Consider the following 24,081-nt stretch of genomic DNA (forward strand, 5'->3'; position numbering starts at 1 on the left):
GGCTCTCTCAGTCCCCTCGAATACCGGGAAAGTCTTAGAATTGCGGCATAACCAGTCCAAGATTTTAGCCGCACCCCCGTAGCGTCATGGTCACGTCAAACCGCGTCGTTCAAGACTGGGGCGCCTACCTCGGCGACAACACCATGAGCAGCACGATTCTGGACCGCCTCATGCATCACTGCCATTCACTCGAATTCGACGGCCGAAGCTATCGCTTGAAAGAAGCTGCGGAAACCCTTGCGCGCAAATCCAAAGCGAGCTAAAAAACCATCTTTGTCCTGCTTTTAGGTGGAGGAGTTTGCGCGACCATAAGTGGGGGAATTTGAAGTGACCATCCGGGCGTTAATGGTTTGCTACTCTGGTCTCGCGGGGCTGCCAGTTGTTCAACACGTCTATTAGGATTTGAGAACCGCCTTTGAGGCATTCTTTAAGGGCTTGTCGTGTAGGCTTGATTTTTCGTGACGGACATGACTAAAAGTCGCAAGGCCGGGTTCCTCGATTTGAAGGTACCTCAGCGCGTCTTCGACTTTTCGAGCGACTACAGGCAGAACGTCTTGCTCCCGGCCGAGGGGTAGCGAACGAATGCTGTTCAGGTCAATGGGACATCCGAGTTGCCCTCAGATCCTATGCAAGCAGTTACACGCCGAATGGCTGGTCGATTCTTCAATCGCCGATCGAACCGCACGCCATAGGCCCCACATCGGACATCATCAACGGGATCGGCGCGGGAGGCGGGGGGCGCCCTTGCAGGGTTCCTCGTCGGGTTGCTGTATCGCTCGACGGGAGGGTACATGTCGGGTTTTGTTGTGCTCGGCAGGCTCGTAATCGTCGCCGGAATTGCGTTGCTCAGCTACGGACGCATTCAGCGATCGCCATCGGTTAGCGCGAAGCTTTACGTCTCAGTACGCTCGAAAAGCATGACACGGATCGTCGACGCCGTCTTGGTATCTTGATTTACGGTTCGCGGAGCAATCATGCCCAACGTCCAAGACGTGCTAATTTAGGTAGCACTACAGATCAGCCAAGCTAGCATCGTGCTTGCGGATGTCTTCCAATCTTCGAAATCCGTTCCGACACTTCCACCGACTAGGCGATGCACCGCCTCAAAAGGCTTTGTACCGGCTCAACTCCAAGCCTTGGCCGACGGGAACTGAAAAACTGGACATTCCCGGGATTGAGCGAACCGCTTGACAGTATTTAGCAGCATGTTCGCGGTTGCGAGAGATATTGTCAGCCACGATGATTGCACCTTCATTAAGCTTTGGAACAAAAGCGGAAAGACACGGAACGTACAGATCTTTCCACAGATCCAGCAGAACGAAGTCGACACGCTCCTCCACGTCAGCAATCATCGCCACTGCGTCGCCGACTCGATAGTCGACATAGCAAGCCAGACCGGCCTTCGTGACCATGTCTCGTGCAAACACGGATTTGTAGTCGGCAAGTTCCATCGTGAGAACCTTACCGCTACTGGCCCGTGCTGCATCCGCGAGCCATATAGTTGAATAGCCATAAGATGTCCCGAGTTCGAGGATCGTTGGCTTTTCGAGACTGCGTGCCAGCAGATTGATGAGTTGGCCCGTTTGCGGCCCAACCGCGAGGAACCGTTCGTCTCGTTGCCCTTCTTTGGGCATTAACCCGCCACTCTCTCGCTTCTTCTGCTCCTCAGCAAGCAAGACATCGTATTCGTAGAGAACGTTGGATAGTGCGTGATCCATTTGATCCTCAATAGGTGTGTGGTGAGTCGGGCCAAGCGCGAATACGCGTGATGCTGGGCTCAACCTCAAAGACCGGCTTTTGGATTCGATGTTCCCGATTACTAAACCGTCATTTGTTACGTGCGCTTACATGTGCGCTTGAGGAAAGGAAAAGGCACCTCGCCTTCTTTAAGGTAGGCACAAAGCGAGGTTTTCAATAGACGCATACTTCTCTCGATCCGTTTGAGTCGACGACGCGGAATTTCGTCGGAACCCGAGACGGAAAACTCGAACGGCACGTCGACGCCAATCGGGCGGCATTCGTCGAAAACCGATGGCTTGCAGATTGGCTTCGCGATAAAGCACGCTCGCCGCGCGCGTCTTTGCCAGAGCGTTCACGCGCTTGCCGTCCGCCGCCGAGCTCGACAATCCCTCGGCGCGTGTTTCGAGTCCAGGCTCCTGAACCCGGCGGGGCCGGTGCATCGCATTACAAACCTAGCGAGCCATCCGTTCAGGCATTTCAGCGCCGGAGCGTCAAGCAAAGACTTTGCGGGCCCAAGCACATAGGGTTCCCACGAATTCTTATATGCAGAGGCCCATGGAATGCTTCATGGGGTAAAGATTCTCGACTTTCTTGTAGATGCGCCGCCGGCTGCCCCCATTGAACTCTCTCCGCGCTTTTGAAGCGCTCGGTCGTCACGGCAAACTCGCCGATGCGGCCGATGAGTTGTGTGTCACCGTAGGTGCTGTAAGTCGGCACATTGGCATCCTCGAGGAGTTCGTCGGCTTCAAACTGTTCCTGCGGCATGCACGCGGACTGACATTAACGGATGACGGAGCGGTGTACCTTCGCTCTGTTGGCCATTGCTTCGACCAGTTGGATTGCGCAACAAATCGCTTACTTGGAATGCCGAAGCGCGACAAACTGTCCGTGCGCGTGTTCACCACATTTGCGTCGGAATGGTTGGTTCCTCGTCTGCCTGAGTTCCTCACCAAGCATCCAGAGATCGATTTTCGCCTTAGTTCGTCATTAAGCCCGAGTGATATCGATCGGGACGATGTCGATATCGCGATTAGGCGAGGCCCAATTGGCCCAGACATGGATGCCATTCCTCTGTATCACGCGGAATATTACCCAGTATGCAGTCCGACTTTAATTCGAGGCGGTACGCTGTTGCGTGCACCCGAAGATATACGTCTATATCCCCTTTTGAACACTGTTCAGCAGCAGGGAAACTGGCGGACATGGTTGGACAGCAATGGAGTGGGCAATATCGACTCAGAAAAGCACGTCTGGTTCGACAATGCGTCGCTCGCCTTCCAGGCTGCACGTGAGGGTGCCGGCATTGCGCTCGGCCAGCGTCATTACCTCGTGGATGATTTTTTGGAAGGACGGCTGCTCGCTCCGTTCCATCAAGGAATCCGCAGTCGATTGCCGTTCTATCTGGTATATGCAAAGCGGGATGCCACGAACCCGCACATCACGTCGTTTAAAGATTGGTTGTTAGTTAAAATTTCCGAAACGGAAAAGCGAAGCATGCTGATCCAAGATCTCCCTACCCGTTACTTCGAAGTACATTGACGGGTCAGCTCTGTAGACGGCTGCTCATCGGTGCCTATCTTTCTCGCCTCTCGTCGACGAGGTTCGGCAATTCGCGGGCATTCGCACGACGCTCGCCAGCATTTCTCAAGCGTCCACAGAGGGTTTAATTTTTTTCAACGGTCGCTTGAGTTTTCTGACATTGCCGCTCAGAAGGTCGAAAGATTAAATTATCGACATTGCGGATTTCCCCGAGCCACTGTGATCGCGATGCACACGCGACCTAAGCGCGTTTCCTCGAATGGCTGTATGTGCTGGCTCGCAGCCCGGCTTCGGCAGCGAATGCCCGTGGCCTCGACGGGCAAATCAAACTTCGTCGGGATGACCGCACGGGCCACGGTTTGTGCAGGGAAAGTCAAGGCTTCTTTTCAATGCGCTTGCAAGTGCGCGCAAACGCTTCGGTTGCATTGAACCATTCGTATCAACTCTCAGAACGTATGGGTTAAGGGTAAAACTATGAACGATACCATTGAAAGCATCATTGACAGTTCACATGCACGCCGACTAATTAAACATCTGACTGACCTCCGAGATGTGAGATTGTCCGCTGCGCTAGAGGAAAGCGCTAAACTCGCTCTTCTGGACAGCATCGCATGCGCCATTTTCGGTTCACAGTTCGATTGGGCGAAGATGACCGCGAGCGTCGCACAAGAAGCAGGCGACGGGCCGGTAACATTGCTGGGTAACGGGCGCAGCGCGTCTCCCGTTGCGGCGGCTCTGGCAAATGGTACCGCGATTCATTCGTTCGAACTTGATGATGTGATCCTGGGCTCGCTTACTCATGCCGGCGCTGCCGTGATTCCTGCGGTATTGGCAGCAGCAGAAGTTGCAAAAAGCAGCCCGATGTCGCTGCTTGCTGGAATTGTCGCAGGGTATGAGTTAGATGCGCGCCTTGGCGCCGCTTTAGGTACGGCTCCGATCGGGCTCGGCTTCCACACCACGAGCGTAGCTGGCCCGCTCGCTGCCGCGTTAGCGGCTTGCGTTGTTTCTGGCGAGTCGGAAGACACTGTTGCGTCTGCGCTGGGTATCGCAGCATCAACCTCATCGGGTCTCAAAGCTTTCCAGCAAGGATCGGGAGGCATGGTGAAGCGATTACATGGTGGTCTGGGCGCAAGTAACGGTGTACTCGCCTGGCAACTGGCGTCACGCGGCTTTTCGGGTCCGCGCCAGGCAATCGATGGGCAATTCGGCGTGATGGCCGTCTTCGGAGGAAAGTCACGGAACGACGGAGTTCTTTCACGCGGCCTAGACGAGAACTGGGCAATTACCCGTAATTGGATCAAAGCCTTTCCATGTTGTGCATTGATTCATACAGCAGCAGAAGCTCTCGAGCAAATCCGTGCTGAATCGCAGCTGACTCCGAACGATATCAACTCTGTTCGAGTAGGCACGAGCAAGCGTTGTGTCATTCAGAATAATGACATGAACCCGCAAGAGCCAATGACCGCTCAATATAGCATTCCGTTCAACGCAGCGTTGGCCCTAACAGGCGACGCGCGAGACCCGAACGCATTCCTACCGCCTCAATTGCACGCACCTGCCGTGCGCGACATGATGAAGCGTATCGAACTATTCGTGGACGACGAAGTCGACGCCGCTTATCCAGATAGCTTTCCTGCAAAAGTGATTGTGACCGCAAACGACGGCCGCCAATTTGAGCGCTCCGTATGGGATGCACATGGCACCCCGGCAGACCCTTGCTCGGCAGAGGAGATTCGCGCAAAGTTTCGCAAACTCACGAAGGGGAGCATTTCCGAGGTTGCGATCGAGGAAATCATTTCCGCGATCGACGAACTCGATCATGCGAGCTCGTTGGAGCGGCTATTCAATGCGCTGCGGCGTGGTGCATGATTAATTTTGCGTAGGCGAAACGGGCATAGAGTTTCACATCCATTCGTTAATTCGCAGATAAATCTGCGTTCGGGCAAGGGCGTTTTCCTGTCTGGATTAGAAGTTTTGCTTCACAGACGGCCCCATCTGAAACGATGAATTATTGCCACGGCGTCGGTTTCAAACTGACATCGACAACCCCAAGTCAGGAATGGTATGAGCAAGCTTCGCGACCTCCTTAAGATAATCGTGCTCAATAGCGCGGCAGTTTTGTGTACGGTCACTGGGCCTACAGTGCAGGCCGCATATCCTGACCGGCCTATCAGAGTCATCGTCGCGTTTCCCGCTGGGGGTAACGTCGATCTGACTACTCGAGCTGTTTTAGCAAGAATGTCTCACGAGCTCGGGCAGCCGTTAGTGGTTGTGAACATGCCCGGCGCAGCTGGTTCGATAGGAGCAGGGAGCGTGCTGCGGACTCGGGCGGATGGTTATACTTTGCTGTCAACAACCGTCCTTCCACTTGTAGTCAACCCCGTAATCATCCCAGACATCAAGATTCGCCAGAACGATTTCCTAACAATTGGCCTGCTCGCTTCGGTGCCATGTTTGCTGGAAGTCAAAGCCGACAATAAGTATGGGATAAGAAACTTCGCCGACTTTCTCGCGCATGCTCGCGCACATCCTGATGATCTTTCTGTCGGGCATGGCGGCAACGGCACGATGAATCAAATTGTCGAGCTTGAAATTCAACGCGATTTCGGTATCCAGATCAATCCAATCCCCTATAAAGGCTCTGCTCTGGTGCTTAGCGACCTACTCGGCGGCCAGATTGATGCCATGATCGATCAACTAACGACCTCGCAACCGCAAATTCAGCAGGGCACTCTTGTCGCGTTAGCGATCACTTCTGCCAAGCGCGTCCCAAGTCTGCCCAACGTGCCGACTTTTGCCGAACTGGGGAAGCCCGACTTCGAAATGGCTTCGTATTCCGCTTTGATGGCGCCTAAGGGAACGCCCACAAACGTTCTGGAGAAGTTGAATTCAGCTTTGAACAAGGCTATTGCGGATCCCACGGTACAGAAGCAGCTTGCCAGTGTGGGCGCATCGGTAGCGCCCGGGAATTTGAAAGAGGCGAGCGATATCGTCGCACGTGAACAAAAGAAGCTTGACCCCTTGCTGACTTCGGGAATGTTGACACCCGGATCATAAATCGACTTTGATTCTCATTCGCTGTTGAACGTAGCGCGAACACTTTACGGTAAGTTTATCTATTTCGTTGCTTTAAAAATACGGCGGCGTTGCCGGACACGCTCGCACACACCCAGTCTTAAGCAACAAGACACGTCTGAATTGCATCTTCTTTATCCGTCGATTCTGCTGGTCAGAAAGCGACATTCCGCATGTCGTAGTCACGTGCAAGTGTATCGCCTGCCTCTACACGATCATCGAATTGTAAGCGTCATCTCTTGTTAAAAAGATGACTATGTCGATATTTGCCAATGGTATTAGATCCGGAGAAAGTTTTCCGCGTAGGAACTGTCAGCGAGCAAAAAAATGTGACTCTAAGACCCTACACAGCAGGCCAGCAAACGCGTTTTTTTAGGGAAATTAGCGAGCCTCTTTTGCCTCACATGCGCCGAGCATAAGAGAACATTTTCATTAAACGCACTTTATATTTATATCAATCAATGAGGGGAGACGATGCAAAAGAAAATAATTGCACTTGCGGTTTTAGGTGCATCAATAGGAGTTGCACACGCTCAAAGCAGTGTGACGCTCTATGGTCTGTTCGACCTCGGTGTAAATTACACCAGTAATTCCGGTGGAAAACCCCAGTTTAATATGTCGAGTGGAGAGCAACAGGGGAGTCGTTTCGGATTGAAAGGCTTAGAGGACCTTGGAGGCGGTCTGAAAGCAATATTTTTGCTCGAGAACGGATTCACAGCCAACAATGGAGCATTCGGGCAAGGTGGAGCGCTTTGGGGTCGACAGGCGTTTGTAGGATTATCAAATAATCGATATGGCACGGTAACCCTAGGGCGCCAATATGATTCCGTTGCTGAGTATGTTGCGCCTTTCGCGGCACCGGACCAGTGGGCGGGAGGTGTTTTCGCCCATGCAGGCGATTTGGATAACGAAAATAATAATGCTCGCACAAATAACGCTATCAAATACACAAGTCCGGAGTTAAACGGACTGGCATTTGGGGGAATGTACAGTTTTGGTGGAGTAGCAGGAAGTGTTTCCCGTAATCAGATCTTCTCCGGAGGGCTGCATTATGTAAGCGGATCATTTCGATTTGCCGCCGCTTATTTGAATATCCGTGACCCCAATATTTCCTATTTTGGCAGTAACCCAAATGGGATCAGCACTGGCGTCGTTACAAACATGGCAGATCCGATCTTCTCGGGCTATGCATCGGCCAGTACTCAGCAGACGTTTTCCACTGCGCTCGCATACGTGTATCGTGCCACTACGTTTGGACTAGTCTACAGTCGAATCAAGTTTTCCGGATTGGGAAATCCGACGGCCGGACCTATCAAACTTGCAAGCGGTAAAAACGCGACACCCGGGACGAGTGGAACTTTCAACAACATCGAAAGCAGTCTGATGTATCAATTCACCCCCGCATTTTTTGGAAATGCCGCATACGACTATACGAATGAAAGCGGCATTGGCAGGTCACATTATCATACGGCGGCTGTCGGCTTGGACTACTTTTTATCAAAACGAACTGACATTTACTTCCTTGCGGTTTATCAGCGCGCGGTGGGAACCAATTCGCAGGGTGTCGCTGCTGTTGCTGCGCTCAACAGTTTGACGGCATCGAGCAGTGACAAACAGACCTATATTCGAATTTCTTTGCGTCACAAGTTCTAATGGTGAATAGTCAGACGGCGGATTAGTGGGAGCCACCGCCCGAGATGCCCACGACCTCTTTGCTTTACAACGAAAGGAGAGATTTGCACGTCCACACATATATCAGGAAAATAGCCCACGATACTGTTTGTATACCTAAGGTTTCGTGGGCACGCGGCGCTCCGTCCGACTCTTTAAAAAACATCCGGTCTAGTCCTCCGACCGCAATTGAGGGTTTTTAAGAACAAGTTGTTGCCAGCGCGCCATATCCGATCTGATTAGCGAAGAGAACTGTTCAGGAGTGCCTCCCCGCGGTTCAAGACCAATCTTGGCTAGCTTGGTGCGAACGTCCGGCTGCCGAAGTGCGTCGTTTATCTGCTTGTTAAGCAGGGCGACGATCGCGGGTGGGGTTTTCGCCGGTACAAGCACTCCATACCACGTACCAGTGTCCCAATCAGGGAAGCCCGACTCGGCCATGGTAGGAACGTCGGGAAATTGACGAGCGCGGCTCTTGCCAGTCGCGGCGATCGCCCGGAGCTTGCCGGCTTTGACCAGAGGTGCGACGCCCACCACGCCCAAGAACAACATGTTGGTCTGATTGCCCATCAGACCGGTCACAGCAGGAATACCTCCGCGGTAGGGGACATCGAGCATGTCAATGCCAGCATATGTTTTTAGTTGCGTCGGCTCCAGTTCGGACAGTGTCCCAGACCCAGAGGTACTAAAGGCCAAATCACCAGGCTTCTTCTTGGCCTCGGCGATGACGTCTGCCACGGAATGTAGATTGGACTGCGCGTTAACGACGAGCAGATCGGGCGTGTAAGCGTACTGAGCGACCGCCGTAAAGTCTGTGTTTGGATCGAACGGTAGCATCTTGCGCACGGCAGGGTTGACGGCGAAACTACTCGTAACCATCAGAATGGTGTAGCCGTCCGGCTTCGAATGTGCAAGCAATTCAGTCGCGAGAATGGTCCCAGCGCCGTCGTGATTTTCTGCGACAACGGGCTTACCCAAGGTTTCCGACAAGCGCGCCGCGATAATGCGGCTCCCCAAATCAACACCACCACCGGGTGAAGCAGGTATAAACATGCGGATTTGACGAGTCGGATAGTCTTGCGCGTTGGCAAAGTTCGCTACGACGCAACTTAGCAATAGAAGGGAAAAGCGGAAGATTTTCATTTCGTCTCCGGGCATTCTTATCAGCAACAAAAAAATGGCCGCCGAACGTCTCGAAGCAACGCTTGGCGGCCATCTTGGCAAGCTCACCGATTATTATTTCATGCAACGGTTCGGGCAATTCTGGAAAGCGTGTCGAGGATCGGAGCCCAAGACGGCAGCTTCTCGAGGCTCTCGGTCTTCTCGATGAGGCTATTGACTTCATCGACAGGCAGACCAGCCGTTGCCAGACAATCCGCTACTTTGCGATGGCGCTGATCGCGGCTCATTGGACTTTCCGGGCAACCGGGAAAGCGGTCGCATCTTTCGGTAAATTCGGTTCCGTCCGCCAACTTGACTCTGACTCGGGCCCACATCGCATCCAAGGTTTGAGGAATTTCCTCGTTATGTATTAGTCGTACTAAAGGAAGCAATTTCTGAACTGGCGCGCTAAATGCAGTACCGTCGTCGAAACTCGCAATGACTACGTTGTCTTGGCTGAGGCCCACCGCTGCCGCATACTCATAGCTGAATTTCCCATCAAGTCCCGAGACTGGCTGAGGTCGCGATAGCGTCTTCCTGAACACGGGCGGTTCGACGACCACTTCGACTATGGCGCTCGCGTCGAAGCCTGTCCTGAGCCGCAATTGTTGACAAGCCTCGATTACCCATTGCATGTATATTTCGGAGGGGTAGCGCTTTATCGTGAATCCGGGATTAACGATTGCACAATTTGACAGACCGCTCATTATGTCTGTCGGGCAAAACCGATCATCAAAGAAAGTCTCGAAGTGCCCTCCGGGCATTTCGAGAATTTGCTTGTTGCCAAACATTCCAGCCTTGGCCAGTAATGCTGACTCGAGGCCCGAACGCGACGCATTGCCGGGATGGGTTGGCTTGGCCATCGTGCCGTTGTTCGCAAATAGCCCGCCTGTACGCGACGCCGCCAGACCGATCGCTCCCGCAACTTGGTCGGCTGACAAGCCAAGGATGACCGAACAAGCTGCGACTGCGCCGAGCGGGCCGACGACGCCGGGCGGGTGAAAGCCCCGAAAGGCGCAGTCCCGCGCGGCCGTCCGCACCGTCTGCTGAACCTGCCAGCCAACAATGAAGGCCAGTATGGCACGCTCCGGCGCCGCGGCGTACCGCTCTGAGAGGGCGAGTATGCCGGGCAACAGGGAGGATGTGCCGTGAGCAGGCGGCATCCCTTGAACTTCGTAGTCCAATGCATGCAGCGCAATTCCATTGAGGAGCGCTGCGGTCGCGGGGCTTGCTAAGATACTTGTTCCGATCACCGTGCAAGAGCCTGATGGCGCATCGTTCAACGCCTTGCGGGCAAGCGTCGGCGCCGACTCAAGGCTCCCGGCAGCTAGACAACCGAGTCCATCAAGGATCACTACCTTTGCAGCTTCTATGGCTGTGGAAGGGAACGTCTGTAGATTGGCCGTAGCAACGTATTCGGAGACGCCGCGTGTAATGGATAAGTTGTGATCGTGCGACATGACTTATTCGACCACCAGTTGATCGAATACCTTCTGGCAGTCGTCGCTTGCAACGATGTTCCAGGCAGAATCGAACACGCTGTCTGTCCTGGATGCGAGCACCGGTTCCACGAGTTGCCGGAACTTGATCTTGATGTCCTCGCGATTCATCGGATTGCGGTAAGTGCCCTTGGGGTCGCTCGCTTGGACCTCGTTCATGCTGCCATCGGCCATCTTTGCGGTCGCTCGAATCTGAATCGTGCCAGGCCATTCGGATTCGATCTTTTCATCAACCTCGACCTTGATCTTTTTCATCAGTCCCCGGACCTTTGGGCTCGACAGCATTTCTTCCGTATAGGAGCTGAGTGTCACACCACCATCCAGCAGCGCGACCGCGACGATGTATGGAAGGCTGTGGTCTGCGGTCTCGCGAGTCGTCGGCGCCCACTTCGCAGGCTCGCTGCCCGACTCGTGACGCAAGAAACGGGACGTGTGTAGCACGATTTCGCTAACCTTTTCTAGATCGAGCCCCTCACGCAACTTCAGCGCAGCCCAAACGCCAATCTGAGAGTTGGCTGTTGCGGGAAAGTATTTCAGCCCTGAACGTAAGACAGCCCATTCGCCAAAGGGCTCGAGATTCATTGAGCCGGCTTTGCCTTCCATGACTTCGATGAACCCGTGTCTGCCTTCGAAAGGGTCAGACGGACCAGTCAGGCCGTATTCGGCGAGCTGACAGGCGAAGACCGCCTGACGCGTGCTCGCCGCAGTCGCGACGCCTTTGTAGTGGGACAGTTCGCCGGCTCGGCTCGCCCGCAGCGGCAATCCATTTGTTGCGGAAAGCGAGACCGCCGTGCGCGTCTTCGCGCGATCGTAGTCGAGCATATGCGCGATACCCGCCGCCGTGGCGATTGCAACCGCGAAGCCTTGATCGATAGAAAGATAATCGACGATAGCGCCGTGGTCTTTGCGATAGGACCGATGGCGCAACGAGATGCGATGAAACACTTCGTAGGAAATGGCAATACCGCTCAGAAAGCCGCGCCCCGCCAGCCGGTGTGCGCCGGCGACGGCAATGAGCGCGCCGATAATATCGCTGGGGTGGCCGCCGGTGAAAGTATCGTTATAGTCGAGATAGCGAATCATCGAAGTGTTCCAAAAGGCGGCCATGTCTAGCGTGGCGACCGCAGAACTGCCGATTACCGTGCCTCCGTCGCCTCGAGGCAGCGCCGGGATTTTGGCCGCGGCGAGCGCACCCGGGCAATCTCGCGCGGCCATTGCGCACGCGATGGAGTCCACGAAGATGCCTGTCACGTGCTCGATGACGTTATCAGGGACTGTCTCGGGCCGGACGCTGACGGTGAAGTCGGTGATCTGTTCAAGGGCTTGATCCATTGTTTCCTCTTTTGTTCCTCTGATGCTTCAACTTGGGATTTATGACCAGCTGTCCGGCAGATGCGGGCTTTATGGTGTTGTTCGCTAGGTTAGAACTGGGCCAGTCTTTCGTCACGATTCAATTTCCACACTTTGGAAATTGATCAACTTGTGCTTTCCTCCCGATAGCTGGCTCCGTGGCAGAAATATCATCACCCGGCAGGCGCTGGAACGATCTCGATCCAGCTTGGACGCATGCCTACAGGATAGCGACCGACCTGCGACAAAGCGCCAGTGGCTAGTTTGATTGCATAGACGGCGAGATGATTACTTTGTTGGCCAGCGCAGAGCAGAAACCTGCCATTAGGTTCGATAGCAAAACCCCGCGGATATGCTTCGACGTCGAACTCGCCCGCTCGCAACAATGCCCCTGTCGCCGGATCGATGTGAAAGGCCGAAATGGAGTTAGTCTTCCGAACGCTTGCGTAGAGTAGTGCGCCATCACGTGTGAGATGGATGTCGGCTCCCAGCGCTCGGCCCGAAAAATCCGCTGGCACAATCGACTCATATTGCAGCTCCTTCAGCATCCCAGACTCTCGCTCGACGCTATAAGCGGCCACAGAACCTGCGTGTTCGTTGACACAGTACAAGCGATCGAGCGTGGGGTGAAAGACCAGATGCCGTGGGCCGGAGTGGGGGCGTGTGACGGTCGTGCTGGGAGCTAAATCTTCGAGATGGCCGGACGCCTCGTTCAGCCGATACACAAGAATGGCCTCGCCATCCACAGACGTGGCATAGACGAAGGGGCCGAACGGCGCTTCAACGATGCAGTGCGCTTTCGGCGGCGTGGTCAGGGTCTGCAAGCCGGGGACGGAAACGCGCCCGGATGCTTCAAGGCGGTTCACAGTCAGCAAAGCATCGTCGTAAGAGGCAGCGAGCAAGAACCTCCCGTTACGCGTAACCGAGAGATAGGCCATCGGAGCCGGCAGGGCGACTGTCTGGAGCAGCCGCAATTTGCCCGACGTGGGATCGATGACAAATGCTGACAGGGGATAGGGCGCGATACGAATCTGTGCATACAGCACCTTGCCGTCGCGAGACCACGTAAGCGGGATATTGCCACGTGTCGGCGCACCCGAACCTGGCACATCAATTACTTCCAGCGATCTGAGGGCGCCTGTCTCGGCATCGAGCACAAATGCATGAATCTGCCTGCTCTCGGAAGAGGAGACGTGAACGAGAAAAGACATTGTTTACCTCATGAAGTTGACGCGAGTACAACAACGCCATCCGCCGCGCGTACTCCGTGGCCGGCCGGCAGCACGAATACCGGATTGATCTCGGCTTCGGTCAATCGCTCGCCGAGTTGTGCCGCCATACGCGAGAACGCTACGATGGCAGACGCCAGGGCTTGCAGGTCAGCCTTCGGCCGCCCACGGTAACCGTCGAGCAAAGGCCAGCTTTTCAGTTCGCGGACCATGGCAAGCGCTTCTTCTTCGTTCAGAGCGTAACCGCCCGACGGCAGCAGGCGCATCGTCGTGTCCTTATATAATTCGGCTGTAACTCCGCCCATGCCAACGAGTATCGCCGTGCCAAGCGGGTCACGGTGCATGCCCACAATTACCTCTGTGCCGCCTGATACCATCTCCTGTATGAGGAACCGTTGCGGCGAGACGCCCGTCTTTGCCTTAACTTCAGTCGTCATCGCCTGCAGTCTTGGGCCTATCTGGTCGGGCGTCAGGTTCACGGCAACACCGCCCACATCGCTCTTGTGAGTTATCTCACCCGACAAAACCTTGAGCACGACACGTCCGCCAAAAGCATGGGCCGCCTGCTCGGCGTCGGTTGACGTCGTGACGATGCTTTCGCGCGTGCAGGGCACTCCGAAGCACGCAAACAACTGCTTGGCTTGCGCTTCGTCCAGTGAGCCCTCGGGTAGATCAGCCAGTTCAATGGGGGCGCCTAGCGGCGAACTCACGGGTTCTTTCCAGTCCGTGTGTTGGAGCATGCCTGCCAACGCCACGGTGCAGCTTTCAGCTGCCGAAAACGCGGGCACGCCGCGCTGAGTCAACAAGGCTGCGACCGAGGGCGCATGCGGGCTCACGAATGCGATCACAGGTTTGTCGCTTCCGGGTAGACAGTCTTGGATAGCACCGGCCATCAATTCGGGCATGGCGAGGCTGGACGAGCCAATGATGATCGTCAGCGCATCGTAGCTGGGACTGGCAAGCAACGCGCAAATAGCGCCCCGCAGTAGATCTGGCTGCAGGCCGGCGAGGGTGACGTCAATCGGATTGCGGTCGAGCGCGGCATGATCGCCGGTCTGCAAAGCACGCAATCGTGCAGCCGTTTCAGCGTCAGGTGTAGGCGTCTCGAAGCCGGAAACGCCAAGGCTATCGGACACCAGTGTGCCAGCGCCGCCGGTTGAGGTCAAAATCGCAACGCGGTTTCCTCTAAGCACACGCCCTGTGGCGAGAGCAGCGGGGATATCGAGAAGATCGCCGAAGCTCTGAGCGCGGATAATGCCCACCTGTCTGAACAGCGCATCGTACATACGATCGGCGCCAGCCAGCGCACCGGTGTGGGATACGGCGGCCTTCGCGCCTGCCTCGGAACGCCCGATCTTAAATGCGACAACTGGCTTGCCGGCACGTGCGGCCTTCAGGGCCGCTGCACGGAATTTATCCGGATTTCGCACGCTCTCGACATAGAGGGCGATGACTTTAGTCGCTTCGTCATCAGCTAGGTAATCAATGAAGTCAGCCAAGTCTAGATCCACCTCATTGCTCGTCGAAATCAACTTGGACAAACCGATACCACGTGGCGCCGCGCGAGAAAGCAGGGCCCCAAGAATGCCTCCGCTCTGAGACACCACTCCAATCGACCCGACCGGAAAATGGTCCATCTCCAGTGCGCCGCTGGCCGATAACACGATGTTGTCCGTCAGGTTGACCAAGCCGATAGTGTTCGGCCCGAGAAGGCGCATGTCACCTGCAGCTTCGATGAGTTGCGCCTGACGGCGTGCACCTTCAGCGCCGATCTCCGTAAAGCCACTGGCCAATACTATTGCGGACGCAGTGCCACGTTGAGCGAGCTCACGCACGGCAAGATGTGCCCGCTCCGCGCTCAAAAGCACGATTCCGACGTCGGGCACCGCAGGCAGCGATGCGATATCTGCATAGCAGGGCAAGCCGTCGATATTGTCAACGCGCGGATTGACCGGATAGATGTCGCCGGTGAAACCGTGCTTCCGCAGATAGGCGACAGGACGACCAGCGGTTTTTTTAGTGTCAGCGGAGGCACCGATGACCGCCACGCTACGTGGCTTGAGAAGTCGGGAGATAGCGTCCAAGGTCATTACTCTTTGTTAGTGCGTGTGATATGCTTATCAGCGCTTTTGGTCAGAAAGGCCATCACTGCTTCGCGGTGTTCCGTGCTTGTGTAGCAGATTCCCTGTGCTTGACTGCCTTGCGCAAATACCTGTTCGGCGGACATCTCAAAGCTCTGGTTGAGGATGGTCTTGCCCAGTGCAAGCGCGGTGCTCGAGCCTGCGCAGAGTTCGGCGGCCCAGAGTTGCGCGTCGACCACCAGCCTTTCCACATTCGTGCGCCGATCAATGAGCCCTAACTGCTGCGCCTCTTCGACTTCGACCTTGTGTCCGGTGAAGATCAACTCTTTAGCTTTCGACAAACCTACGCGGCGAGGAAGGAAATACATTCCGCCACCGTCCGGCACGATTCCTCGATTGATATAGGACCAGGCGAAACTGGCAGTGTCACTGGCGATAATAAAGTCACAGGCAAGCGCGATATCGGCTCCCAATCCCGACGCCGCGCCATTGACTGCGGCGATGGTCGGCTTTGGCATGGTGTGCAGCAGTGATTGTGTATAGTGCACTCGCTGCTGACGGTGCCATCCGTTAAATCCGATTTCGCCTGTCGGTGCTTTCATGCGCTGCTCCATACCGGAGATGTCGCCGCCGGCGCAAAAGCCTTTTCCGTTTCCGCTGAGTACCAGTGCGCCAATGGACTTGTCAGCGCTGATACGCTCCAGCGCTTCGATGAAATCGCGGCGCATATCGTCACTCATCGCATTGCGCTTTTCTGGACGGTTGAGCAAGAGCGTCGCGATGCCATCCTTCACGTCTAGTTTGATTAAATTCGCGGTCATATTGCCTCTTTCCTCCAATCGGTTTTTTGATATTGAAAGCGTCTGGCCTGGCTAGCGCAGGGCGTGCCATCTCGACTAGGCGAACTAGTGTAGGGTCACACACTGCGTTGCGGATGTCCCGAATTCCATTCCGTGGAAATAGTGCTAGGCTGCAAGAATTATTTCCACAGGCTGTTTCATGTCAATCACCGCAGAGCAGGCGCGACGCCGCCAACATCACGAAGATCCTGCCTTGAATCGCTCACTTGTACGTGGCGTCGAGATACTGCGCGCTTTCAGGCCGGGGGCGGATCAGTTGGGTAATGGAGAAATAGCGGAACGTACCCATCTTTCTCGTGCCACTGTCAGCCGCCTCACACAGACGTTGGTCGAATGCGGGTTGCTGGAGCATGATCGAGCTCGGCGTACCTACCGGTTGGCACCGCCCGTCTTGAGCTTTGCGCATGCAATGCATGCTGGATCACCGGTGCTCAGCGCAGTCGCTCCGCTAATGCGCGCCTTAGCCGAGAAGTTGCGGATCAACGTCGGCATCGCAACCGCAGATCGCGACGAGATGGTTTATTTGGATTCGTTCCGCTTCAATCGCAAAGTGGCATTGCGCAGCGTTGTTGCCGGACAGCGTGTGCCGATGGAACTCACCTCGCTCGGTCGGGCATACTTGGCGGTGGTGAGCAGCGAAGAGCGACGCACACTCCTGCAGCACTTTCGAGACCGGCGCCCTGCTGACTGGGCACGCTTGCGAGACGAGCTGGACGCAGCAAAAGTCAGCATCGACAGAAACAAATACTGTTCTGCTTCATGGCAGCCGGAAGTGGTTGCTATTGCTTCCCCACTTGTCCTCCCGGAGCGCCCCATATACATATTGAACGTCAGCGTCCGAACCACGACCGGCATCGTGGCAACAGAGAAACAACTATGTAGGCCACTGCTCACGCTGTGTGCGGAAGCGCGAGCCGCGATGCTCGCTGCCGATGCCTGACAGACGGCTCGATCTGCTGGACATGCAGTGTACGGACAAGTCTTCCCGGGAGCGTTCGGTTTTAGGTATTTGGGATGGTCATTTGTTTTCAAGGCGATTTACAGCGACTTGTTCCTGTCGCATCACCATTGCGCCCATTGATCATCTATATCGCTCGAACCGTCGTCATAAATCGACGGCAATCGCGGGCGAACGGGTGCCGTACTATTTCCACTAGATGGAAATGAGCAGGTACGCAATGTTACGACCGGTTCTAAACTAGGTGACCATAGAAGAACAGAAGCTGGTACGCAAACGCGTCAGGCAAATCGACAACACCCTCAATTGGATGGTGCAAGGAGACATGCAACATGGCCACGAACGTGACCAAATTGAGCGTTTTCGACGGCGTCGCCGTCATCACTCTCGATAATCCGCCAGTCAACAGCCTAGGTCATGCATTGCGACAGGAAATAGTATTGTCGCTGCAAGCAGCGCAATCCGACGCCCGCGTACAGGGAATCGTGCTGGCCGGGACCGGCAAAGCATTTTCAGCGGGCGCAGATATTACTGAGTTTGTGACCTCCCGCCATTTGCAGGAGCCGATCCTGCGCATTGTGCTTAGCGAAATCGAAGCTTGCGACAAGCCCGTAGTTGCCGCCATCGAAGGTGTGGCGCTTGGGGGTGGTCTCGAACTCGCGCTCGCATGTCACGGCCGCGTAGCGTTGGCGTCCGCGCGAGTAGGCCTCCCCGAAGTGACCTTTGGGTTGATCCCCGGGTCCGGGGGCACCCAACGTCTCCCCCGGTTGATTGGTATTACCGCGGCATACGCGATGATGACTAGCGCTCAGCCACGGATGGCGAGCCAATTTCATGGCACTCGTCTTTTCGATTCGATCGTACGAGATGGCGTGCTGGATGCCGCCATCGGATACACCAAGACTCTGATTGCTCGAGGTGCACCATATGCTCGTGCCCGTGATCTGTTTCTCGATGCTGAGCATGTGCGAGGCGAAGTCGCTTTGCAGAGAGACGCGCTGACTGCGCGCCAAAAACTCCAGCCGGCCTACGGGGCGTTGCTCGATGCTCTCGCGGCGGTCGCACTGCCGTTCGACGAAGGCATGAAGAAAGAAAGGGAACGTTTCATCTCCCTTTTGACAACAACGGCCTCGCATGCGTTGCGCTATCAATTCAAAGCTGAACGCGAAGCGGTCAAGGTGCCAAAAGATGCAGTTGGGTCAGCGCGTGCGGTTCATACCGTGGCTATTATCGGTGCCGGTACGATGGGGACCGGAATTGCGATTGCGGCAATCGACGCGGGACTGTCATGCTTTCTGATAGAGCAAGACAAGGCTGCACTCGAGCGCGGTCAGCAGCGGATCGTCAAGCATTACGAGAAGCAGTTGGTAGCCGGCAAGATCGGCACGAGTGAGGCCGCGGCAAGACGGACACGTTTGTCCAGTACTTTGGACTGGGCGAGGCTACAGGAAGCCGATCTCATCATTGAGGCTGTTTTCGAGGATCTTGAAATCAAGCAAAGCGTATTTAAGAAGATCGATTCTCAAGCGAGGCCCGGTGCGGTTCTGGCGACCAACACCTCCTATCTCGATGTGGATGCGGTTGCTTCTGCCACATCGCGAGCGCAGGACGTGCTGGGGCTACACTTTTTCAGCCCGGCCAACGTCATGAAGCTTCTCGAAGTGGTGCGTGGCGCACGGACCGCGCCGGACGTTATCGCCACCGGTATGGCGTTGGGGACGCGACTTCAGAAGACGCCTGTCCTTACGAAGAATGCGTTCGGATTTGTCGGCAATCGCATTTACAACGCGTATCGCCGACAGTGCGAATTCATGCTCGAGGACGGTGCGTGGCCAGAGGATGTTGACGGTGCCTTGACGAGTTTTGGCTTTTCCATGGGTCCATTTGCTGTTGCCGACTTGTCGGGGCTGGATATCGCATGGCGCATGCGTCGGGCACAGACTCCGCCTCGTGATCCTCGCGAACGTTATGTGGACATCCTCGATCAACTTTGCGCGATGGATCGGCTCGGGCGCAAGGCTGGTGCCGGTTATTACCGTTATACGGACGGCAAGCGAGTCGAGACCACTGATGCGGTCGTGCGCGGATTGATCGAACAAGCCAGCGCGCGGCGCGGAATTCTACGCAAGCCATTGACAGCCTATGAGATTCAGCGGCGCGCACTCCTGGCTATGGTAAACGAGGCGGCTCGTCTCATGGCAGAAGGCGTCGCAGCAAGACCGAGCGACGTCGATGTTGTTCTTGTGCAAGGTTATGGCTTTCCGCGCTGGGAAGGCGGCCCCGTATTTTGGGCGCGACAGCAGGATCGTGTCGTTATTGAGGCCGAGCTCAAGCAACTTGCCGAAGACGCCGGATATGGTTTTGTACTCGCCGATCTGACGCCGCTGCTTCTCGTATCCGAAGACTGACCACATACGTTCGACGAGATAATCACAATGACCATATCTCCTCAAGCTTTCATCTGCGATGCCCTTCGCACACCATTTGGCCGATACGGCGGCGCACTGTCTTCAATCCGTGCCGACGACCTTGGCGCGGTGCCGCTGCGCACGTTGGTCGAGCGTAACAAGGAAGTGGACTGGGAAGCGGTCGAGGAAGTGATCTACGGCTGTTCGAATCAGGCGGGCGACGACAATCGTAACGTCGCGCGCATGTCCACGCTGCTCGCGGGTTTGCCGGTCGGAGTGCCGGGCACGACAGTGAACCGCTTGTGCGGTTCCGGCATGGATGCAATCGGCATCGCGGCGCGCGCCATCAAGTCGGGCGAAGCGCGGCTGTTGATCGCGGGCGGCGTCGAGAGCATGAGTCGCGCGCCGCTTGTGATGGGCAAGGCGACGCGCGCATTCTCGCGTCAGGCCGAGATTCACGATACGACCATCGGCTGGCGTTTCATCAATCCACTGATGAAGAAGCTGTATGGCGTCGATTCGATGCCGGAAACTGCCGAGAACGTCGCGGAAGACTACAACATTAGCCGCGCGGATCAGGATGCCTTCGCGGTGCGTTCGCAGCAAAAGGCGGCGCGCGCACAGAAGGACGGCACGCTGGCGCAGGAGATCGTCGCGGTGACGATTCCGCAGAAAAAGGGTGATGCCATCGTCGTCGATTGCGATGAGCATCCGCGAGAGACGACTCTCGAAGCACTCGCGAAGCTCAAGAGCGTCGTGCGTCCGGATGGTAGCGTGACAGCGGGCAACGCGTCGGGCGTGAACGACGGAGCGGTCGCCATGCTGATCGCCGATGAAGACAGCGCAAAGCGAAATGGCCTCACCCCGCGCGCACGCATTCTCGGCATGGCGACCGCGGGAGTGCCGCCGCGCGTGATGGGTATCGGGCCCGGGCCCGCGTCGCAGAAACTGCTAGCGCGTCTCGGTATGACCATCGATCAGATGGATGTGATCGAACTGAACGAAGCGTTCGCCTCGCAAGCGCTCGCGACACTACGCATGCTCGGCGTCGCCGATGACGACGCGCGCGTGAATCCGAACGGCGGGGCAATCGCGCTCGGGCATCCGCTAGGCGCCTCGGGCGCGCGGCTGGTGACGACGGCGACCAACCAGTTGCAACGCAATGGCGGCCGCTACGCACTGTGTACGATGTGCATCGGCGTAGGGCAAGGCATCGCTGTCGTAGTCGAAAAAGTTTGAAGGTTGATCTCGTCCGAGTAGATCCACCATACAAACAAAAACAGCTACCGAACATTAGACGGCCGAAGCCGCCTTTCTAGGAGACAGTCTCAATGGGCATCAATGCGGGGCGACATTTGGATTTTTTTAAGCGGTACGGAAAAGACCTTTACGGCGGTGTTTTGACGAGCGTGCTCGGCGCCGGCGCTGCGTTCGCCGGATCCCAATACAAAATCGGCACGTTGAGTCGTATGGGTCCAGGATTCTTTCCTGTGACCGTTGGCGGCCTTCTTGTCCTGGTGGGCATCGCCATCATGTTGTCGGCAAAAGAGCCGGACGTAACGCCGCCAATCGAGGAGAAAAGGCCGCCGGAGTGGCGTGCCTGGATCTTTATTTGTGTTGGCATCGCCGCGTTCGTTGTGCTCGGTCGATGGGGTGGACTGTTACCAGCGACATTTGCCATAGTCTTTATTTCAGCCCTCGGAGATCGGGACAATACCTGGATCAGTGCGCTTGTTCTTGGCGTAGCCATGACGGTGGTTGCAGGCGTTGTGTTTTACTGGGCGCTGCAACTGCAGTTCCCGCTGCTCACTTGGGGTTGAGAATATGATTGGCCAATCTTTATCGGACCTCATGAGCGGCTTTGCAGTTGCGCTCGAACTTCACAACCTCATGTGGTCATTTGTAGGTGTTCTGGTAGGAAATTTGATTGGCGTACTTCCAGGTATGGGCGCACTATCCGCGATTTCCATGCTGCTACCGCTGACCTACGCGATGCACCCCATTCCTGCCATCCTTATGCTCGCGGGGATTTTCTATGGATCGCAGTACGGCGGAGCCATCGGGGCAATCTTGCTGAACCTGCCTTGTCATCCCCCGCACGCAGTCACATGTCTCGATGGCTATCCGATGACCCGCAAAGGCAAGGGTGGAACTGCGCTGGGAATCACCATGATGGCTTCGTTCTTCGCGGCGTCAGTAGGCATCATCGTCATGATTTTCGCCTCGCCGCTGCTGGTGAAGGCTGCATTCAAATTCGGACCGGCTGAGCTTTTCTCGATCATGTTGCTCGGGCTAATTGCCGGAGGCACGATGTCACGCGGCTCTGCATTGAAAGGAATCGCAATGACACTGGTGGGACTGTTGATTGGTCTCGTCGGCACCGATGTCAACAGCGGAATAATGCGCTTCACCGCCGGTCTGACCGAGTTATCGGATAAAGTCGAGTTGGTTGCACTGGCACTTGGTTTGTTCGGGTTGGCAGAGTTCCTCCGCAACGTGAACAGGCTCGACTCCGTCGGAAGCGGCATGCACGTGAGGCTGCGCGATATGCGACCAAGCGGTGCGGAGATCAAGCAGGCTTTTATGCCCATGGTGCGCGGAACTTTCATTGGCACGTTGTTCGGCGCGATGCCAGGCACCGGGCCCACCATCACGACTTTCCTCGCGTATGCTCTCGAAAAAAAGATCTCCAGGACGCCGGAACGATTTGGCCAAGGGGCGTTGGAAGGCGTTGCGGCACCTGAAGCATCGTCACACGCGAAGACACAAATCGATTTCATTCCGACGATGAGTCTGGGTATTCCGGGCGACGCGGTTATGGCCCTGATCCTAGGCGCGCTACTCATCCATGGAATCCAGCCAGGACCTTTGCTTATTGCCCAGCACGCTGATCTTTTCTGGGGACTTATAGCAAGCTTCTGGATTGGAAATGTCCTCCTTGTTGTGCTCAATGTGCCGTTGATCGGCGTTTGGGTGAAACTGCTACGCGTGCCGTACAAGTATCTCTACCCTTCTGCGCTCTTTTTCATCGCAGTAGGCGTATACAGCACGAATAACAGCCTCTTTGAAGTCGGCGAAGTCTTAGTCTTTGGCATTGCCGGCGCAATTTTTGCTGTACTCGACTTTCAGGTCGCACCAATTTTGCTTGGTTACGTACTGGGGCCGATGATTGAAGAGTATTGCCGACGCGCGCTTCTTCTTTCTCATGGAGACCCAACAGTCTTTCTCGCCCGCCCAATCAGCGCCTTCTTCTTGGTTTGCTCGATCCTTCTTGTTACCTTGCAATTGTTCTTCTGGTTGTACGGTATGAGAAAGAGGCGAGACCGACGGCTTGCTGTGTAGGGGTATCCAAGCAAGCGGTGCCGACGAATATGCAACGGATAGCACAACGGCGCGGTTGCTTACAGTGACAGACACGGCAATATGTGTTGCTGGAATTATAGCGGCACGTTAACCGCTTGAGGCGACAGCGTGTTTGCACAATGCGCAGCTATACGAACATCCGCAATGACACATTATTTTCGCTTATACGACGCCGACTAACAAAAGCAGCGAGGTTTTCGCAATTTAAAGATCCGAAGCGACAGGTCTACCGTCGCATCGTTGACGCATTGACGCGGTTTATGAGAGAAGGCATGCTGAATAACAGCTCGACGGCTTCGCGTTCCCTACGATTGCGCGTAGCCGACCAGGCTTGGAATCCGTACAGTTTGTGTAAGATTGCATAAAGCGACAAAAATGCTCTCGGCGTTCCGCCAGATGCCACTCGATCGATGGGATGCCGACAATCGTCTCAAGGATCGTATTTACGGGCCGAGCGGCTCAGTAAAGACGTCATTCGTGCAATAAGGATTTGATGTGGAGATATTCAACGACTTACAAACGAGTAGGCGAGTTTTGCTACCGCCAAGCGATATGCTTGATTGTCTCAAGGACAAGCTTGACCTGACAATGGACAACGTCGAGGCTGATTTGTTCCGTAGCGTCGGCGTCAGATAGTCGGGCAGGACACATTAGGCCTTGCGGTACGTCTTATCCGCCCGCTCTTTCGCTTGAATTCAAGCCACGCCTTCGCGACGAGATGAAGGGTGCCATCGGCAGCTCGGTTTAGTGTAGCAACGCTGGCCCGCTGTTGTTCTCTGTCAAGGATATTTTTGCCTTGCCCATGCGGGGCGGCGACCATTGTTCGGTGATCGAGGATGCACTTTGAATAATTCGCGTGCGCCGTCTCGAAAATCGTGGCCGGTAGGATCCGTCATTCACTGCTCCGCATGGACTTCGATGCGCGGAGCGCGAACGCGAGCGGGTAACTTTCAAACTTCCGCCTTATTTATCTCACTTACTGACAACCCCCATCGTGACGCTATTTCGCGATTTCTTACCGATTATCGCAAAATCATTATTGTTCACTTAAATACTCCTGAAAATCCTCGGAAGTGCATTTCGCCAATCCATTCGGAATTTTAACGCAGCCCAATTGCTGAGCAAGTCATCGATCATGTCTTGTCGGAAG

16 protein-coding genes and 1 pseudogene are annotated in these 24,081 nt (G+C 55.5%); 10 read left to right on the forward strand and 7 right to left on the reverse strand.

Going from position 1 to position 24,081, the window contains the following annotated elements:
- Positions 1–77 precede the first annotated feature (77 nt).
- Positions 78–263 (forward strand): annotated as a pseudogene (locus AWB64_RS31115) (ATP-binding protein); the annotation flags it as partial.
- Positions 264–1,103: 840 nt separating this feature from the next.
- On the opposite strand, the gene AWB64_RS25765 reads toward AWB64_RS31115, so the two are convergent.
- The gene (locus tag AWB64_RS25765) at positions 1,104–1,718 is read right to left on the reverse strand and encodes an O-methyltransferase (protein WP_060858251.1); all 615 of its coding nucleotides are present in this window, start codon (positions 1,716–1,718) and stop codon (positions 1,104–1,106) included.
- Positions 1,719–2,337: 619 nt separating this feature from the next.
- Here AWB64_RS25765 and gcvA point away from each other — a divergent pair.
- The 4 genes from gcvA to AWB64_RS25785 all read left to right on the forward strand — a co-directional run bounded on the left by gcvA (position 2,338) and on the right by AWB64_RS25785 (position 8,007).
- Complete coding sequence (gcvA, locus tag AWB64_RS25770; protein WP_060858252.1) at positions 2,338–3,279, forward strand: transcriptional regulator GcvA; 942 nt, start codon at positions 2,338–2,340, stop codon at positions 3,277–3,279.
- Positions 3,280–3,753: 474 nt separating this feature from the next.
- The gene (locus tag AWB64_RS25775; RefSeq protein ID WP_075643351.1) at positions 3,754–5,148 is read left to right on the forward strand and encodes an MmgE/PrpD family protein; all 1,395 of its coding nucleotides are present in this window, start codon (positions 3,754–3,756) and stop codon (positions 5,146–5,148) included.
- Between the two features lie 195 nt (positions 5,149–5,343).
- The gene (locus AWB64_RS25780; protein WP_060858254.1) at positions 5,344–6,336 is read left to right on the forward strand and encodes a Bug family tripartite tricarboxylate transporter substrate binding protein; all 993 of its coding nucleotides are present in this window, start codon (positions 5,344–5,346) and stop codon (positions 6,334–6,336) included.
- Between the two features lie 492 nt (positions 6,337–6,828).
- Positions 6,829–8,007, forward strand: coding sequence for a porin (locus AWB64_RS25785; protein WP_060858255.1), 1,179 nt, complete (start codon positions 6,829–6,831; stop codon positions 8,005–8,007).
- 189 nt (positions 8,008–8,196) lie between these two features.
- Here AWB64_RS25785 and AWB64_RS25790 read toward each other — a convergent pair whose 3' ends face one another.
- From AWB64_RS25790 to AWB64_RS25815, 6 genes are all read right to left on the reverse strand, one after another.
- Positions 8,197–9,165 (reverse strand): Bug family tripartite tricarboxylate transporter substrate binding protein, encoded by a 969-nt coding sequence (locus AWB64_RS25790; protein WP_060858256.1) that lies wholly within the window; start codon positions 9,163–9,165, stop codon positions 8,197–8,199.
- Between the two features lie 98 nt (positions 9,166–9,263).
- Complete coding sequence (locus tag AWB64_RS25795; RefSeq protein ID WP_060858257.1) at positions 9,264–10,643, reverse strand: MmgE/PrpD family protein; 1,380 nt, start codon at positions 10,641–10,643, stop codon at positions 9,264–9,266.
- A gap of 3 nt (positions 10,644–10,646) precedes the next feature.
- Positions 10,647–12,014: an MmgE/PrpD family protein gene (locus AWB64_RS25800; RefSeq protein ID WP_060858258.1), complete on the reverse strand. Its 1,368-nt coding sequence runs from the start codon at positions 12,012–12,014 to the stop codon at positions 10,647–10,649.
- Positions 12,015–12,205: 191 nt separating this feature from the next.
- Positions 12,206–13,243, reverse strand: coding sequence for a lactonase family protein (locus AWB64_RS25805; RefSeq protein WP_060858259.1), 1,038 nt, complete (start codon positions 13,241–13,243; stop codon positions 12,206–12,208).
- A gap of 8 nt (positions 13,244–13,251) precedes the next feature.
- Entirely contained in the window at positions 13,252–15,351 is a 2,100-nt protein-coding gene (locus AWB64_RS25810; RefSeq protein ID WP_060858260.1) for an acetate--CoA ligase family protein, read from the reverse strand.
- Positions 15,351–16,163 (reverse strand): enoyl-CoA hydratase/isomerase family protein, encoded by an 813-nt coding sequence (locus AWB64_RS25815; RefSeq protein ID WP_060858261.1) that lies wholly within the window; start codon positions 16,161–16,163, stop codon positions 15,351–15,353. The genes AWB64_RS25810 and AWB64_RS25815 overlap by 1 nt, the downstream gene beginning before the upstream one ends.
- Before the next feature lie 178 nt (positions 16,164–16,341).
- Between AWB64_RS25815 and AWB64_RS25820 the strand changes: the two genes are divergently transcribed.
- From AWB64_RS25820 to AWB64_RS25840, 5 genes are all read left to right on the forward strand, one after another.
- Positions 16,342–17,142, forward strand: coding sequence for an IclR family transcriptional regulator (locus tag AWB64_RS25820; protein WP_060858262.1), 801 nt, complete (start codon positions 16,342–16,344; stop codon positions 17,140–17,142).
- Between the two features lie 350 nt (positions 17,143–17,492).
- Positions 17,493–19,568, forward strand: coding sequence for a 3-hydroxyacyl-CoA dehydrogenase NAD-binding domain-containing protein (locus tag AWB64_RS25825; protein ID WP_060858263.1), 2,076 nt, complete (start codon positions 17,493–17,495; stop codon positions 19,566–19,568).
- 27 nt (positions 19,569–19,595) lie between these two features.
- On the forward strand, positions 19,596–20,807 hold the full coding sequence (pcaF, locus tag AWB64_RS25830) for a 3-oxoadipyl-CoA thiolase (RefSeq protein ID WP_060858264.1): 1,212 nt from the start codon (positions 19,596–19,598) through the stop codon (positions 20,805–20,807).
- A 92-nt stretch (positions 20,808–20,899) separates the two neighbouring features.
- Entirely contained in the window at positions 20,900–21,388 is a 489-nt protein-coding gene (locus AWB64_RS25835) for a tripartite tricarboxylate transporter TctB family protein (protein WP_060858265.1), read from the forward strand.
- A 4-nt stretch (positions 21,389–21,392) separates the two neighbouring features.
- The gene (locus tag AWB64_RS25840) at positions 21,393–22,910 is read left to right on the forward strand and encodes a tripartite tricarboxylate transporter permease (protein WP_060858266.1); all 1,518 of its coding nucleotides are present in this window, start codon (positions 21,393–21,395) and stop codon (positions 22,908–22,910) included.
- Positions 22,911–24,081: the final 1,171 nt, after the last annotated feature.

It is taken from the genome of Caballeronia sordidicola, from assembly GCF_001544455.2.
Lineage (GTDB): Bacteria > Pseudomonadota > Gammaproteobacteria > Burkholderiales > Burkholderiaceae > Caballeronia > Caballeronia sordidicola.

Coding starts and splice junctions, on each gene's coding strand:
- AWB64_RS25810 (WP_060858260.1), bottom strand. CDS start 15,351: ATGACCTTGGACGCTATCTCCCGACTTCTCAAGCCACGTAGCGTGGCG.
- AWB64_RS25790 (WP_060858256.1), bottom strand. CDS start 9,165: ATGAAAATCTTCCGCTTTTCCCTTCTATTGCTAAGTTGCGTCGTAGCG.
- pcaF (WP_060858264.1), top strand. CDS start 19,596: ATGACCATATCTCCTCAAGCTTTCATCTGCGATGCCCTTCGCACACCA.
- AWB64_RS25765 (WP_060858251.1), bottom strand. CDS start 1,718: ATGGATCACGCACTATCCAACGTTCTCTACGAATACGATGTCTTGCTT.
- AWB64_RS25835 (WP_060858265.1), top strand. CDS start 20,900: ATGGGCATCAATGCGGGGCGACATTTGGATTTTTTTAAGCGGTACGGA.
- AWB64_RS25780 (WP_060858254.1), top strand. CDS start 5,344: ATGAGCAAGCTTCGCGACCTCCTTAAGATAATCGTGCTCAATAGCGCG.
- AWB64_RS25805 (WP_060858259.1), bottom strand. CDS start 13,243: ATGTCTTTTCTCGTTCACGTCTCCTCTTCCGAGAGCAGGCAGATTCAT.
- AWB64_RS25795 (WP_060858257.1), bottom strand. CDS start 10,643: ATGTCGCACGATCACAACTTATCCATTACACGCGGCGTCTCCGAATAC.
- AWB64_RS25820 (WP_060858262.1), top strand. CDS start 16,342: ATGTCAATCACCGCAGAGCAGGCGCGACGCCGCCAACATCACGAAGAT.
- AWB64_RS25840 (WP_060858266.1), top strand. CDS start 21,393: ATGATTGGCCAATCTTTATCGGACCTCATGAGCGGCTTTGCAGTTGCG.
- AWB64_RS25785 (WP_060858255.1), top strand. CDS start 6,829: ATGCAAAAGAAAATAATTGCACTTGCGGTTTTAGGTGCATCAATAGGA.
- AWB64_RS25815 (WP_060858261.1), bottom strand. CDS start 16,163: ATGACCGCGAATTTAATCAAACTAGACGTGAAGGATGGCATCGCGACG.
- gcvA (WP_060858252.1), top strand. CDS start 2,338: ATGCGCCGCCGGCTGCCCCCATTGAACTCTCTCCGCGCTTTTGAAGCG.
- AWB64_RS25775 (WP_075643351.1), top strand. CDS start 3,754: ATGAACGATACCATTGAAAGCATCATTGACAGTTCACATGCACGCCGA.
- AWB64_RS25825 (WP_060858263.1), top strand. CDS start 17,493: ATGGCCACGAACGTGACCAAATTGAGCGTTTTCGACGGCGTCGCCGTC.
- AWB64_RS25800 (WP_060858258.1), bottom strand. CDS start 12,014: ATGGATCAAGCCCTTGAACAGATCACCGACTTCACCGTCAGCGTCCGG.